16 protein-coding genes are annotated in these 13957 nt (G+C 29.9%); 9 read left to right on the top strand and 7 right to left on the bottom strand.

The annotated features are described in order from the left end of the window. Window positions 1-34: 34 nt before the first annotated feature. The 4 genes from SJY27_RS16985 to SJY27_RS16970 form a co-directional block, all read right to left on the bottom strand. The gene (locus tag SJY27_RS16985) at window positions 35-364 is read right to left on the bottom strand and encodes a hypothetical protein (RefSeq protein WP_397446063.1); all 330 of its coding nucleotides are present in this window, start codon (window positions 362-364) and stop codon (window positions 35-37) included. A 21-nt stretch (window positions 365-385) separates the two neighbouring features. Further along, window positions 386-994: a fumarylacetoacetate hydrolase family protein gene (locus SJY27_RS16980; RefSeq protein ID WP_397446062.1), complete on the bottom strand. Its 609-nt coding sequence runs from the start codon at window positions 992-994 to the stop codon at window positions 386-388. Between the two features lie 119 nt (window positions 995-1113). Beyond that, entirely contained in the window at window positions 1114-1983 is an 870-nt protein-coding gene (gene purU / locus SJY27_RS16975) for a formyltetrahydrofolate deformylase (protein WP_397446061.1), read from the bottom strand. A gap of 105 nt (window positions 1984-2088) precedes the next feature. Then, complete coding sequence (locus tag SJY27_RS16970) at window positions 2089-2928, bottom strand: 1,4-dihydroxy-2-naphthoyl-CoA synthase (RefSeq protein ID WP_397446060.1); 840 nt, start codon at window positions 2926-2928, stop codon at window positions 2089-2091. A 68-nt stretch (window positions 2929-2996) separates the two neighbouring features. Between SJY27_RS16970 and SJY27_RS16965 the strand changes: the two genes are divergently transcribed. Together SJY27_RS16965 and SJY27_RS16960 are read left to right on the top strand one after the other, a co-directional pair. Beyond that, window positions 2997-4154, top strand: a complete 1158-nt coding sequence (locus SJY27_RS16965) for an alpha/beta hydrolase-fold protein (RefSeq protein WP_397446059.1) — start codon at window positions 2997-2999, stop codon at window positions 4152-4154. A 37-nt stretch (window positions 4155-4191) separates the two neighbouring features. Further along, complete coding sequence (locus SJY27_RS16960; protein ID WP_397446058.1) at window positions 4192-5211, top strand: threonine aldolase family protein; 1020 nt, start codon at window positions 4192-4194, stop codon at window positions 5209-5211. Here the strand turns inward: SJY27_RS16960 and SJY27_RS16955 are convergent. From SJY27_RS16955 to SJY27_RS16945, 3 genes are read right to left on the bottom strand one after another with little or no spacing between them, the layout of a single operon-like run. Next, window positions 5208-5687, bottom strand: a complete 480-nt coding sequence (locus SJY27_RS16955) for an alpha-ketoglutarate decarboxylase (RefSeq protein WP_397446057.1) — start codon at window positions 5685-5687, stop codon at window positions 5208-5210. The genes SJY27_RS16960 and SJY27_RS16955 overlap by 4 nt on opposite strands. A gap of 8 nt (window positions 5688-5695) precedes the next feature. Next, a complete protein-coding gene (locus SJY27_RS16950; protein ID WP_397446056.1) occupies window positions 5696-6310 on the bottom strand; it encodes a hypothetical protein in 615 nt (204 codons plus the stop codon). 3 nt (window positions 6311-6313) lie between these two features. Further along, the gene (locus tag SJY27_RS16945) at window positions 6314-6808 is read right to left on the bottom strand and encodes an RNA polymerase sigma factor (RefSeq protein ID WP_397446055.1); all 495 of its coding nucleotides are present in this window, start codon (window positions 6806-6808) and stop codon (window positions 6314-6316) included. 121 nt (window positions 6809-6929) lie between these two features. Here SJY27_RS16945 and SJY27_RS16940 point away from each other — a divergent pair, with 121 nt between their 5' ends. The 7 genes from SJY27_RS16940 to SJY27_RS16910 all read left to right on the top strand — a co-directional run bounded on the left by SJY27_RS16940 (window position 6930) and on the right by SJY27_RS16910 (window position 13945). Next, window positions 6930-7823 carry a MerR family transcriptional regulator gene (locus tag SJY27_RS16940; protein ID WP_397446054.1) on the top strand — a complete coding sequence of 298 codons (894 nt, stop codon included), beginning with the start codon at window positions 6930-6932 and terminating at the stop codon, window positions 7821-7823. Between the two features lie 63 nt (window positions 7824-7886). Further along, window positions 7887-9353, top strand: a complete 1467-nt coding sequence (locus SJY27_RS16935; RefSeq protein ID WP_397446053.1) for a phytoene desaturase family protein — start codon at window positions 7887-7889, stop codon at window positions 9351-9353. Between the two features lie 2 nt (window positions 9354-9355). Further along, window positions 9356-10198 (top strand): phytoene/squalene synthase family protein, encoded by an 843-nt coding sequence (locus SJY27_RS16930; RefSeq protein WP_397446052.1) that lies wholly within the window; start codon window positions 9356-9358, stop codon window positions 10196-10198. Window positions 10199-10200: 2 nt separating this feature from the next. Then, window positions 10201-10656: a carotene hydroxylase gene (locus SJY27_RS16925; RefSeq protein WP_397446051.1), complete on the top strand. Its 456-nt coding sequence runs from the start codon at window positions 10201-10203 to the stop codon at window positions 10654-10656. A gap of 24 nt (window positions 10657-10680) precedes the next feature. Next, window positions 10681-12165, top strand: a complete 1485-nt coding sequence (gene crtD, locus SJY27_RS16920) for a 1-hydroxycarotenoid 3,4-desaturase CrtD (RefSeq protein ID WP_397446050.1) — start codon at window positions 10681-10683, stop codon at window positions 12163-12165. Then, window positions 12162-12791, top strand: coding sequence for a carotenoid biosynthesis protein (locus tag SJY27_RS16915; RefSeq protein WP_397446049.1), 630 nt, complete (start codon window positions 12162-12164; stop codon window positions 12789-12791). The genes crtD and SJY27_RS16915 overlap by 4 nt, the downstream gene beginning before the upstream one ends. Then, complete coding sequence (locus SJY27_RS16910; RefSeq protein ID WP_397446048.1) at window positions 12791-13945, top strand: lycopene cyclase family protein; 1155 nt, start codon at window positions 12791-12793, stop codon at window positions 13943-13945. Before SJY27_RS16915 ends, SJY27_RS16910 begins: the two co-directional genes overlap by 1 nt. The last annotated feature ends 12 nt before the right edge of the window (window positions 13946-13957 follow it).

The following is a 13957-nucleotide window of genomic DNA, read 5'->3' as shown; positions in this document are numbered from 1 at the left end:
CTTTCCTAGATATCTAATTCAATTTTATGGTCTATTAATTTTCTTGTTTTCCTATTTGATCTATCATATTGTTTTTTCTTGGGTCATTTTTGTTCCAAGTTTTCTCTAAGTATTTGTATAATACATAGCAACTTAAAACCCCAAATGGCATCATTATAAAACCTAATAAAGTATCACTAAAAATATCTGTAGATCCCTCAGAAACAACTTCTGCTATAAATATTATGCCAAAACCAAATAAGAAAAATCCGGCGTAAAAAATAACAATTCCTAAAATACCATAACCCCACTTACTTTTGTTATACTCATCTGCTAATTTGTAAAAATATTTTCCAATCCAATACAGCAATATTACACTTAGCATTCTTTTTCTTTTTACTTGCAGCTATTTTACTCTAATATTAAAAGCTTCATTACCATCAATTACTCCTTTTAAATTATCATTTTCAGCAACTTTCCCAACACCTGCTGGTGTACCTGTAAAAATGATATCTCCTTTTTTTAGAGTGAAGTATTGAGATACATAAGCAATTAGTTCATCTGTTTTCCACAACATTGCATTCGTATTTCCATCTTGTACTAATTGTTGATTTTTATACAGTTGGAATTTTAAATTTTCTAAATCAAATTGTTCTTTGGGATAAAATTCGCCAACTACAGCACTACCATCAAAAGCCTTCGCTTTTTCCCAAGGCAACCCTTTTGCTTTGCATTTGGCTTGTACATCTCTTGCTGTAAAATCGATTCCTAAACCAATTTCGTCATAATATTTATGGGCAAATTTGGCATCAATATGTTTACCTACTTTATTTATTTTGATTAACACTTCAACTTCATAATGCACATCATTAGAAAAAGGTGGAATGAAGAATGGATTTTTTTTAGGTAAAATAGCAGAATCTGGCTTTAAAAAAACCACAGGATGCTCTGGTTTTTCATTCGCTAATTCTTCGATATGTTTTGCGTAATTGCGCCCAATACAGATTATTTTCATAAACAGAAGCCCATCCTAGCCTTCCCCAAGGGAAGGAACTCCAATCTGGGTGAAATTTGAGTTTTTACATTACTATTACGTTTTACTTTTTCCCTTTAGGGAAATTAAAAGGAGCTTTTTTATTCCCCAGCTTCAGGAAAAACAATAGCTCTATTTCCTGACACTATAATTTGGTGATTCAAATGGCATTTTACAGCTCTAGCCAATACTAATTTTTCTATATCTGCTCCAATTCTTTTTAAGGTTTGTGTAGTACTTTCGTGTGTAACCGGTTTTACATCTTGCTCTATAATTGGCCCTTCATCTAAATCTTCTGTGGCATAATGAGCTGTTGCTCCAATTAACTTCACACCTCTTTCATAAGCTCTCTTATAAGGGTTTGCCCCTTGAAAAGCGGGTAAAAAAGAATGGTGAATATTTATGATTCTGTCTTTAAAATGATTGATAAAATCTGATGATAAAATTTGCATATACCTTGCCATTACAATCAAATCAATGTCATTAACCTCTAGTAATTTCTTAACCTGAGCCTCTTGATCTGCTTTAGTGTCTTTTGTTACTGGCAAATGATAAAAAGGCACATCAAACATTTCTGCAATAGGTCTTAATTTATCGTGATTGCTGATGACCATTTTTACATCACAATTTAACCTACCTTCTTTATAACGCTCTAACAAATCATATAAATTATGACTAGTATGCGATACCATAATCGCTACATTCTGTTTTTTATCACCATAATTTACAGACCACGTAAATTGTAAAGGTTCTGCTAACTCTAAAAAATTACTTTCTAATTGTTGTTTTGAAATATTTGTTCCATCTGCATTTAAACGAATACGCATAAAATACATATTCTCTACTGAATTTACATACTGCTGACAGCTCAGTATATTGAATCCTTTTTCAAAAAAGAAACTGGTAATTTTAGCTACCAAGCCTTTTTGATCTGGACATTTTATTAAAAAAGTTACTACTTGTGATTTCATTCCCATCTTAATCTTCCCAAAGGGAAGAAAATATTACGTTAGTATTATGTTGCTATTATCTATTTTCGAATCAATGTTTTCCCCTTTGGGGAAATTAAAAGGGGATTATGGTATCCACTTTTTAGGAAAATTTGGTTTACGCTTTTCTAAAAATGCGTCTCTACCTTCTTTGGCTTCATCTGTCATATATGCTAAACGTGTGGCTTCACCAGCAAAAACCTGCTGACCAACCATACCATCATCTGTTAAATTCATAGCGAATTTTAACATTTTTATGGAAGTTGGACTTTTTGCTAAAATTTCTTGTGCCCATTCATAAGCTGTGTCTTCTAACTCATCATGAGGAATTACAGCATTTACCATGCCCATTTCATAGGCTTCTTGGGCAGAATAATTTCGTCCTAAGAAGAAAATTTCTCTTGCTTTTTTTTGACCGACCATTTTTGCCAAATATGCTGATCCATAACCGCCATCAAAAGAAGTTACATCTGCATCTGTTTGTTTAAAAATAGCGTGTTCTTTGCTTGCTAAAGTTAAATCGCAAACCACATGTAAGCTATGTCCACCACCAACTGCCCAACCAGGCACTACAGCAATTACTGCTTTTGGCATAAAACGTATTAAACGTTGTACTTCTAAAATATTTAATCTATGATACCCATCATCACCCACATAACCTTGATGACCTCGTGCTTTTTGATCGCCTCCAGAACAAAAAGAATATACACCATCTTTGGTGCTTGGCCCTTCTGCAGAAAGTAAAACCACACCAATATTTACATCTTCACCTGCATCGTAAAAGGCATCGTACAATTCTGAGGTTGTTTTGGGTCTGAAAGCATTTCTAACATTAGGTCTATTAAACGCTATTCTAGCAACACCATTGCATTTTTTATAGGTAATATCTTCATATTCTTTAACTGTTTTCCACTCAGGTTGTATCATATTTTTGTATTTTGGACGTTCATAAAAAGAACAAAAATCATCATCAGCAAAAATAAACAATCTAATTTATGATTAAGAAAACACTCACATTATTATTTATTCTTTTTTCTTTTGTTGGATTTTCTCAAAAAATAATTGAGAAAGAGTTGACATCAGATATTTTAGAAACCACAAGGAAGCTAAGAATATATATCCCTGAAGGCTACGAACTAGACAGTATTAAAAACTATCCTTTAGCGGTTGTTTTAGATGAAGAGTATTTATTTGATACGTATGTAGGAAGCGCGGTTTTATTTGCTAAAAAGGATAAGGCACCACAACAGATTATTGTAGGCGTTGCTATGGAAGAAACTAAAGTTAAGGATATTTCGTTTAACCGTACAAATGGACAATTGAATGCAGATTCCAGATATTTTTATGAATTTTTAAGAGATGAAGTTATTTTTTATATGGAAAGCACCTATAGAACATCTCCATTTATTTCTTTAGTTGGCCATGGATATTCTGGAAATTTAGTTTCTCATTTTTTGAAAGAAGACACTGCTTTTATCAATTCTTTTATTTGTATTAACCCTAGTTTTTCTGATTTTATTGGTGGTGAATTACAATCGTATAATTTAGCGAAATTTGGGAAAGAAGACAACACCTTTTATTTCTACACCAATAATGCTTCTTCTTTTTCACCTTTAAAACAAGAAAAAATTTCGCGAGTTCAAAAAGGGCTAAAAGGATTAAGCATCAAAAACTTTAATGTTATTAATGATTACATTAAAACGTCTAGTTCTGTTTCTGCTATAGCAGAAGCTGTGCCAAGAGCAATGACAAAAATTTTTGAAATTTACTCTGCAATTTCTAAAGAAGAATATGATAAAAATATTAAAGATTTATCTCCAAAAGATGCCATTTATTATTTAGAAAGTAAATATTTAGAAATTGAATTTTTATTTGGAACAAACTTAGGAATCAGAGAACGTGACATTTACGCCATTGAAAGTATTATTATAGAAAAAGAAAATGGAGATAGATTAAAAGAATTTGGACAGATGATTTTAAAACTTTTTCCAACTTCGCCTTTAGGTGAATATTATATAGGTAGATATTACGAAACGGGTAAAATGTATAAAAAGGCACTAAAATATTACAAAATTGGTTATGGAAAAATGGATCCTGCTGACCCGAATTCTGATGCGTATTATGAAAATGTTTTGCGCTTAGGAGGACAGTAATTTAAAGAAAAACCAATTAAAACTTACACTAAAACAAATGATCATAGATTTAATTTCTGATACAGTTACTAAACCCACACCAGCAATGCTAGAAGCAATGCTACAAGCAAAAGTTGGGGATGATGTTTTTAAAATGGACCCTACTGTAAATGAGTTAGAAAAAAAAGTAGCAAAACTATTTGGTATGGAAGATGCACTTTTTTTTCCTTCTGGAACAATGGCAAACCAAACTGCTATTAAAATTCAAACTCAACCTGGAGATTTGGTAATTTGCGATAAATACGCGCATATTTACAATTATGAAAGTGGTGGGGTTGCATTTAACTCTGGTGTTACATGTAAATTAGTAGATGGAAACAGAGGAATGTTTACAGCACAACAAATTAATGAAATGGCTTCTGCCCAACCCCAAATTTATTTACCTTATACTAAAATGATTTGTATTGAAAACACTACTAATAAAGGTGGTGGAGCATGTTGGGACTTTGAAGAATTAAAAAAAATTAAAAAAATTGCTCAAAAAAACAACTTAAATTATCATTTAGATGGTGCTCGTTTATTTAATGCTTTAGTGGCAAAAAAGGAAAGCCCTAAACAATATGGCCAATTATTCGACACAATTTCTGTTTGTTTCTCAAAAGGTTTAGGGGCACCCATTGGCTCCATGCTTTTAGGTTCTCAAAAGAATATAAGCAGAGCTTTAAGAATTCGAAAATTATTAGGAGGAGGAATGCGTCAAGTTGGCTTTTTAGCAGCTGCAGCAAACTATGCTATAGACAATCACGTTGATCGTTTGGCAGAAGACCATAAAAAAGCAAAAGAAATAGCCGAAGTTTTAAAAGGTTGTAATTTTATTACAAAAATAGAACCTGTAGAAACTAATATTTTAATTTTTTATGTGGATGATAAAATAGGTGCTGACAATTTTATAAAAACCATGGCCGCTAAAAATATTTTACTAACACCAATGGGAGAAGGTAAAATACGCATTGTAACCCATTTAGATTACACTGATGCCATGCACGAAATTCTATTAAAAGAATTTCGAAATTTTTAGAAATAAAAACGAACTATTGGAGAAATTGGTGAAGCAAAAATACTTTTATTCGAATCATATAAAACATCATAACGAACACCAACAGTAAACCTACCTTGGTTAAAAGCAACACCTAGATGAAGGGCAGGGAAATCGGTTTTAATCGTATTAAAACTATCGGTTTGCGAGGCAAAATAATATTCAAATTCACCAGAAAACTGGATTCCAAAATTCGTTTGATATAAAGATATTAAATTTGTATTGTATGCATTTGTAGAAAAATCGCCAATTTCTCTATACATATATCCTAAACCAGCGCCAAAAGCAAAACCATTGTTAAAATTATAAATGGCACTTGGTGAAATTCCTATGTTTGTTTGATTGCCAAAACCCAAGGTAAAACCACCCCCAAACTGCACATCATCCCAAAAATCAGTACTTTGAGAAAATGAAACAAAAGAAAAACTAAGGCAAAATAGTACTATTACTTTTTTCATTGTTACATTTAAATTGATGTATCTAATTTAGCCAATTCCTTGTAATTTTTATTTAATTTCTTTAATAAAATTCCATAAATAAGTTGGTAAAAAAGCCATAAAATACCTAAAAATAAAAGCGTTGCTATTAATGTTGATACAATAATTATAAAAATTTGTTTCCCAGTTAAATCTTCAAAATCATTATTAATAGTAACAATAGTGACTACTAACATAATTAAAGCCAAATAACTTAAATTAAACAACACATAATTTCTTACTGTTTTTCTAGTTTTAAGAATTTTTTTCATTAGAATTTTTGTAGAATCAACCGTAGAAATTCTTTTATAATTTTGATAAAACATCCATAGAAAGTAAAAAAGTATTACGTATGCTGTAATCTGAGAATAAAATACAAAATTTTCTAAGCCAAGTTTTTCATACTCTTTGTTAGCTTGCTCCATATCTATCAAAAAATACAAAGAATTTAGTACAATAAATTCTAAAATTCCTATAATAAAAATCCATTTTACAATAGATGAGGATTTAGAATGTGCCATTCTATAAATTTCGATAGCCGAAAATTTACTCACCTCTTCAGGTTGGTTCCCCCAAACTTTTTTATAATTTTCTAATACGTCCATAAATTATGGGTTTAGTATGTTCTTTAATTTCTCTTTTGCCCTATTCATTTTCACTCTTGCATTAACCGAGGTTATTCCTAATGTTTCAGATATTTCTTTGTACGGTTTATCTTCTAAATACAAGAAGATTAATGCCTTATCAATATCATTTAAATTATGAATAGCCTTATATAAAGCTTTTAACTGCAACTCTTCAGTATCATCATAATCAGTCGATTTAATTTTATACGCAAAATCACTAATATCTTGCGTTTTCACTCTTCTTGTTGATTTTCTATATAATGAAATTGCTGTATTCAAAGCCACTCTATACATCCAAGTACTAAATTTAGAATCTCCCCTAAACTTTGGGTAGTTTTTCCAAAGCTGGATGGTTATTTCTTGAAATAAATCATTATGTGCATCTCTGTTTGCAGTGTACACTCTACAAATTTTATGCGCAATATTTTGATTTTGTTCAAAGTCCGATAAAAATTTAGTTTCTAAATCTTTTTGCACTTGATAGGTTAGTTAGTTTAACTTATTAGTACGAAAATAATAACATTTGTTACAATTTTGTATAAATTTATTTTATTATCAAATAAATTTCTTAAATTTGTTGAACTTAAAGGAAAGAAAATTGAACAATATAAAGCAAGACTTTACGATAAGAGATTTGGAAAATATTTCTGGAATCAAGGCTCACACTATCAGAATTTGGGAAAAGCGTTATAATTTGTTACAACCAAAAAGAACAGACACAAATATTAGATATTACACACCCCAAAACTTAACCAAGCTATTAAATATTGTTTTATTGAATAAAAACAATATTAAAATTTCTAAAATTGCGGCAATGTCTGAAGAGATGATTACCACAAAATCTAGAGAATTGGCATTTAGTATAGCTACAAATGACGAAGCTATAAATTCTTTTAAGGTGGCTATGTTTCAGTTTGATAAAATTTTATTCAACAATACTTACAACAAACTTTTACATAAAAAAACATTTAGAGAAATTTTTAAAGATATCTTTATTCCTTTTTTAGATCACATTGGTTTGTTATGGCAAACAGAGACTTTATTGCCAGCACACGAACATTTTATTTCTAATTTAATTTCTCAAAAAATTCAAATTAATACAGAAAAATTACAATACAGCATTACTAATACCAATAAAACCTACGTTTTGTTTTTACCAGAAAATGAAATTCATGAACTTGGGTTAATGTATTTAAATTATGAGTTGGTGCTAAGAGGCAATCACACCATTTATCTAGGCCAAAGTTTACCTCTAAACAACTTGAGTTATTTCTTAGAAAGCAATCGCGAAATTTGTTTTGTAACTTCATTAACGATACAGCCTTATGATGACAAAATTGAGTGCTATTTTAATGAAATATCAGAAGTTATGAAAGATACAGAAAACCAATTTATTGCTGTTGGTAGAAAGGTTGATAAAATTAAAGATATGGATTTAAATGACAATATAAAATTATACAAATCAGTTTCAGATTTGTTAAAACTCTTATAAATTTCTAAGCATATTACTTTTTTGTTTGATTAATAATTATATTTGTTAAACAAAAATCAACCAATGCACAATCAAATTTACATTATAGGTTCAGGGTTCTCTGCCTTATCTGCTTCTTGTTACTTATCAAAAGCAGGTTACAAAGTAACTGTTCTCGAAAAAAACGATACTTTAGGTGGTAGAGCCAGACAGTTTAAAAAAGATGGCTTTACTTTTGATCTAGGACCTTCTTGGTACTGGATGCCAGATGTTTTTGAACGTTTCTTTTCCGACTTTGGTAAAAAACCATCAGACTATTATACTTTAGATAAATTAAGTCCTGGCTATGAAGTCTATTTTGGTAAAAATGATTCCATTAAAATTTCTGATAAATTAGATGAAATTTATGACATTTTTGAAAAAGAAGAAAAAGGAAGTAGCAAACACTTAAAAAGTTTTCTATCATCCGCAAAATCAAATTACGATACAGCAATTAAAGATTTAGTTTATAAACCTGGGGTTTCCCCTTTAGAGTTAGTTACAACTACCACAGTTGCAAGAGTAGGTCAGTTTTTTTCAACGATAAGAAAACAAGTTAGAAAAAACATAAATAATCAAAAACTTATTCAAATTTTAGAATTTCCTGTATTATTTTTAGGTGCTAAACCAAGCAATACCCCTGCTTTTTACAATTTTATGAATTATGCTGATTTTGGTTTAGGCACTTGGCATCCAAGAGGAGGAATGTATCAAGTAATTGAAGCAATGGTTAGCTTAGCTAAAAGTTTGGGTGTTGAATTTGAAGTGAATGCTAATGTTGATAAAATTATTGTAGATGACAATAAAAATGTTAAAGGTTTATTAGTAAACGGAAAAGAAATTAAAACAAATTTGGTTTTAAGTGGTGCAGATTATCATCATACAGAAACGCTATTAGATAAAAATCTAAGACAATATTCAGAATCCTATTGGGATAAAAAAACATTTGCACCTTCGTCATTATTATTTTATGTTGGGTTTGATAAAAAAATAAAAAATGTAAGTCACCATACATTATTTTTTGATTCAGATTTTGATGCACATGCAAAAGAAATTTACGACACCCCAAAATGGCCAACAGAACCATTATTCTATGCCAACTTTACCTCAATGACAGATAAAACTTCTGCACCAAAAGGTAAAGAAGCAGGTTTCTTTTTAATACCCTTAGCTCCTGGTATTAAAGATACTCCAGAACTTAGAGAAAAATATTTCCATAAAATTATAGATAGATTCGAAACACTAACCAGTCAAAAAATAAAAGAAAACGTATTGTTTAAAAGATCGTTTTGTGTTAAAGATTTTGAAGAAGAATACAACTCTTACAAAGGTAATGCTTATGGTATGGCCAACACATTATTACAAACTGCATTCTTAAGACCAAAAATAAAGAGCAGTAAAGTAAATAATTTGTACTTTACAGGGCAGTTAACGGTACCTGGTCCTGGTGTTCCTCCAGCTTTAATTTCTGGAAAAATAGCAACGGAATTAATTATAAAAAAACAACACTAACTATGAAAGAATTATTTGATCATGTTTCTAACGATTGTAGTAAGCTAGTAACCAAACAATACAGCACTTCTTTTTCGTTAGCGGTAAATATGTTATCACCAAAAATAAGAACAGATATTTACAATATTTATGGGTTTGTTCGTTTTGCAGATGAAATTGTAGATACTTTTCATAATTACGACAAACACATTTTAATGAGTAATTTTGAAAGGGATTATTACGTTGCTAAAGAACAAGGCATCAGTTTAAATCCAATTTTACACTCGTTTCAACACACAGTAAATCGTTATAATATTCCAGATGAAATGGTACAAGCTTTCTTAAAAAGCATGAAAGCGGATTTACATAAAACAGAATACCAAACCAAAGAAGAATATGATGAGTATATTTACGGCTCTGCAGATGTTGTTGGTTTAATGTGTTTAAAAGTTTTTGTAGATGGTGATGATAAAAAATACAACGAATTAAAAGATGCAGCAATGCGCTTGGGTTCTGCGTTTCAAAAAGTGAATTTTTTAAGAGATTTAAAAGATGATTTTGAAGTGCTAAATCGTTCGTACTTTCCTAACATTAATTTAGGTGAGTTAGATGCAAAATCGAAACAATTAATCATCGATGAAATTGAAGAAGACTTTGATTATGCATATAATCATGGTATTTTAAAACTGCCTGTTGAAGCTAAGTTTGGTGTATATATGGCATATAGATATTACAGACGATTGTTAAAAAAGCTGAAATCTGTGCCATCAGAAAAAATTATGGACACAAGAATTAGAATTTCTGACCCAATGAAAATTAATTTATTGGCAAGAAGTTATGTAAAATACAAGCTAAATATTATTTAAAAATGATTTTCGCATTCATAACATTAGCTACTTTTATGATCATGGAAGGTGTAACATGGTGTACACACAAATATATAATGCATGGTTTTGGGTGGTTTTTGCATGAAGACCATCATCAACCTGGATATCCTCATGTATTTGAAAAAAACGATGCCTTTTTTGTTATTTTTGCTATACCAAGTTCATTATCAATCTTTTTTGGATTAGAACAACAACAATTATGGTTGGCAGCTATTGGTTTTGGAATTCTTTTTTACGGTTTGGCCTATTTTTTAGTTCATGATGTACTCATTCATCAACGTTTTAAATGGTTTAAACACACCAAAAACAGATATTTATTAGGATTGCGTAAAGCACATAAAATCCATCACAAAAATATGGGTAAAGAAGAGAGTGAATGCTTTGGTATGCTTTTCGTACCATTTAAATATTTTAGAAAACCCAATTTAAAAGCATAAACGTATACCTATACTTTTTAATTAATGGATAACCAAAAGAAGAAAGTAATTGTAGTTGGTGCTGGTATTGCAGGTTTAGCAGCTGCTGTACGCTTACAATCCTCTGGTTTTTTAGTTACTGTTTTTGAAGCGAATGCTTATTTTGGTGGCAAACTCACTGCTTTTTCAGAAAACGGATATCGTTTTGACATGGGACCGTCTTTGTTTACCATGCCACAATTTGTAGAAGATTTATTTAAATCTGCTCATAAAAATAGTCAAGACTATTTTCAATACAAAAAAAAAGAAGTGGTTTGCAAATATTTTTATGAAGATGGCACTCGTTTTACAGCAGCTGCAGATACTAAACAATTTGCTAAAAATGCAACAAAATCTTTTAATGTTGATGCTGCAAAACTTACCAATTATTTTAACAAAAGTAAAAAAAAGTACGATTTAACAGCTTCATTATTTTTAGAGCAATCTTTACACAAATTAAGCACCTATTTATCTAAAGACACCATTAACGCTATTTTTAGTATTAATAGTTTAGATATTAATACAACCTTACACAATTACAACAGTACTGCATTTAAGGATGAAAAATTAGTGCAACTTTTTGATCGATTTGCTACTTACAATGGTTCATCACCCTATAAAACCCCAGGAATTATGTCTATGATTCCGCATTTAGAACAATATTTTGGCACCTACTTTCCTAAAGGAGGTATGCATTCCATTACAAAATCTATGTACAAATTGGCCAAAGATATTGGCGTTCAATTTCAATTTAATACTTTGGTAGATGAAATTATAGTTGAAGATAAAAAAGCAAAAGGCATTGTAGTAAAAAATCAAAAATATTTTTCTGACATTGTAGTTTCTAATGCCGATGTTGTACCTACTTATCGTAAATTATTAAAAAAACAACAAGCACCAGAAAAAATATTAAGCCAACCAAGATCTAGTGCTGCATTAATTTTTTATTGGGGTATTACAAAAGAATTCCCTGAATTAGATTTGCATAATATCTTTTTTTCTAAAGATTATAAAAAAGAGTTTGAGGTTATTTTTGATGATAAAAATGTTTGTGATGACCCCACAATTTATGTAAACATCACATCTAAAGAAGAAAAAAATGATGCGCCTAAAGGATCTGAAAACTGGTTTGTTATGGTAAATGTACCCTCAAATACAGGTCAAGATTGGGATGAAATTATTAAAAGAACAAAAATAAATGTCATTGCTAAATTATCTAAAATATTAAATATCGATTTTGAAAAACTCATTAATTTCGAATCCATTTTAGATCCAAGAAAAATAGAATCGAATACACAATCGTATCAAGGTGCTTTATATGGTGCCTCTAGTAATAACAAATTTGCGGCTTTTTTAAGACACCCAAACTTTAGCCAAACTATTAAAAATCTTTATTTTTGTGGAGGCAGTGTGCATCCTGGAGGTGGAATTCCTTTGTGTTTATTATCGGGTAAAATTGTGTCAGAATTAATTGTAAAAGACCAAAAATGATTTCCAAATACAAAGCATATATTACCCTATTTATCATTTGGTTATTTAATATTTCTGGTATTTTAGGTATTTTATCTACTCATCAAGATTGGTTTTTAAGCCTAACTCCGCTAAATTTATTAGTATATTTTTTTGCTATCCTTTGGAATTTAGATCGCATTAACTCTCAATTTTTTATTGGGTTTTCTATTCCCTTTTTTATCGGTTTTATCACAGAGTTTCTAGGCGTAAATTATGGTTGGTTTTTTGGAGATTATTCATATGGAGAAAATTTAGGAATCAAAATTGGTGGAGTACCTATTATGATTTGTGTAAATTGGGGTGTATTAACAGTAATTACAGCAGATGTTTCAGAAAAAATTACCAAAAACAAGGTGTTACGATTTTTATTAGGAGGGCTATTCATGATGCTCTTAGACCTAATTATAGAAGTTGTAGCCCCAAGATTCGATTTTTGGGAATTTGAAAACGGTATTGTACCTTTAAAAAACTATGTAGCTTGGTTTGTAATTGCAGCTTTAGCGCATTTATTTTACAATAGATTTCACATCAAAACAGATCAAAAAGTTTCTTTACACATATTTATGGCTATCATTCTTTTCTTTTCTACCTTTTTATTCTTTTGATGAAAAACTACGATTACATAATAGTTGGTGCTGGTGCTGCTGGTTTAATGATGGCTTACAGAATGGCAAAAGATGCCTTTTTTGATAATAAAAGTATTTTAATTATCGATAAAGAAAAAAAAAATAGCAATGATAGAACATGGTGTTACTGGGAAAAAGGAAAAGGAGAATGGGATGACCTTTTACACACCTCTTGGGACAGTATAATTTTTGAGAGCGAAACCTATCATCTTAAAAAAAAAATAACGCCTTACACTTACAAATTAATCAGAAGCAGTAACTTTTATCAAAAAATATGGGCAATTTTAGATGGTAAAAATAATATTGATTTTATAAAATGTACTGTAAAAACAATACTGCAAGAAAAGGAATTTGCGACAGTTACCACTACCCAAAATTCCAAATACACAACAAAAAAATTATTAAATAGTATTTTATTTGATAACAGTTATTTAAAACAAACAAAATATCCTGTTTTAAAACAACATTTTGTAGGTTGGTTTGTAGAACTACAAGAAGACACTTTTGATGATAGTACTGCTACGTTTATGGATTTCAATATCCCTCAAAAAGGCAATACAAGATTTATGTACGTTTTACCTATAAGTAAAAAAATTGCATTGTTTGAATATACTTTGTTTTCTAAAGATTTACTACACTATGATATTTATGAAAAAGCTATAAAAAACTATTTAGAAGAAAAAAACATTACAAAGTACACTATTCTTGAAAAAGAAGATGGTATCATACCTATGACATCATATAAGTTTTGGAAAAAAAACTCTGAAAACATTATTCACATGGGTACATCTGGAGGTTGGTCTAAAGCAAGTACAGGTTTTACATTTATGAATACCATCAAAAAAACTAAGCAATTGACCTCTTATTTAAAGAAAGATAAATCACTGAGTAATTTTCACTCCAAATCAAAATATTGGTTTTATGATTTGTTATTATTAGATATTTTGGCCGAAAAAAACGAATTGGGTACATCACTTTTTAGTAGATTATTCCAAAGAAATTCTACCACAAAAATATTTGAATTTTTAGATGGTGAAACTACTTTTATTGATGATTTACAAATCATGTCAAAAATGCCAAGCTACTTATTTGGTAAAGCTTTATTTAAAAGAATACTAAACAAATCATCTTAAAAAAGATTAATT

The organism is Polaribacter sp. R77954 (assembly GCF_044595335.1).
Taxonomy (GTDB): domain Bacteria; phylum Bacteroidota; class Bacteroidia; order Flavobacteriales; family Flavobacteriaceae; genus Polaribacter.
Note: the sequence above shows the minus strand (reverse complement) of the source record. Positions and strands in the feature narration are given on the sequence as shown.

What these genes read in the sequence shown, in the direction of transcription:
- SJY27_RS16950 (WP_397446056.1), bottom strand. Translation starts at nt 6,310, where the DNA reads ATGGACGTATTAGAAAATTATAAAAAAGTTTGGGGGAACCAACCTGAA.
- SJY27_RS16955 (WP_397446057.1), bottom strand. Translation starts at nt 5,687, where the DNA reads ATGAAAAAAGTAATAGTACTATTTTGCCTTAGTTTTTCTTTTGTTTCA.
- SJY27_RS16915 (WP_397446049.1), top strand. Translation starts at nt 12,162, where the DNA reads ATGATTTCCAAATACAAAGCATATATTACCCTATTTATCATTTGGTTA.
- SJY27_RS16925 (WP_397446051.1), top strand. Translation starts at nt 10,201, where the DNA reads ATGATTTTCGCATTCATAACATTAGCTACTTTTATGATCATGGAAGGT.
- SJY27_RS16980 (WP_397446062.1), bottom strand. Translation starts at nt 994, where the DNA reads ATGAAAATAATCTGTATTGGGCGCAATTACGCAAAACATATCGAAGAA.
- SJY27_RS16960 (WP_397446058.1), top strand. Translation starts at nt 4,192, where the DNA reads ATGATCATAGATTTAATTTCTGATACAGTTACTAAACCCACACCAGCA.
- SJY27_RS16985 (WP_397446063.1), bottom strand. Translation starts at nt 364, where the DNA reads ATGCTAAGTGTAATATTGCTGTATTGGATTGGAAAATATTTTTACAAA.
- SJY27_RS16930 (WP_397446052.1), top strand. Translation starts at nt 9,356, where the DNA reads ATGAAAGAATTATTTGATCATGTTTCTAACGATTGTAGTAAGCTAGTA.
- SJY27_RS16935 (WP_397446053.1), top strand. Translation starts at nt 7,887, where the DNA reads ATGCACAATCAAATTTACATTATAGGTTCAGGGTTCTCTGCCTTATCT.
- SJY27_RS16910 (WP_397446048.1), top strand. Translation starts at nt 12,791, where the DNA reads ATGAAAAACTACGATTACATAATAGTTGGTGCTGGTGCTGCTGGTTTA.
- crtD (WP_397446050.1), top strand. Translation starts at nt 10,681, where the DNA reads ATGGATAACCAAAAGAAGAAAGTAATTGTAGTTGGTGCTGGTATTGCA.
- SJY27_RS16965 (WP_397446059.1), top strand. Translation starts at nt 2,997, where the DNA reads ATGATTAAGAAAACACTCACATTATTATTTATTCTTTTTTCTTTTGTT.
- SJY27_RS16970 (WP_397446060.1), bottom strand. Translation starts at nt 2,928, where the DNA reads ATGATACAACCTGAGTGGAAAACAGTTAAAGAATATGAAGATATTACC.
- purU (WP_397446061.1), bottom strand. Translation starts at nt 1,983, where the DNA reads ATGAAATCACAAGTAGTAACTTTTTTAATAAAATGTCCAGATCAAAAA.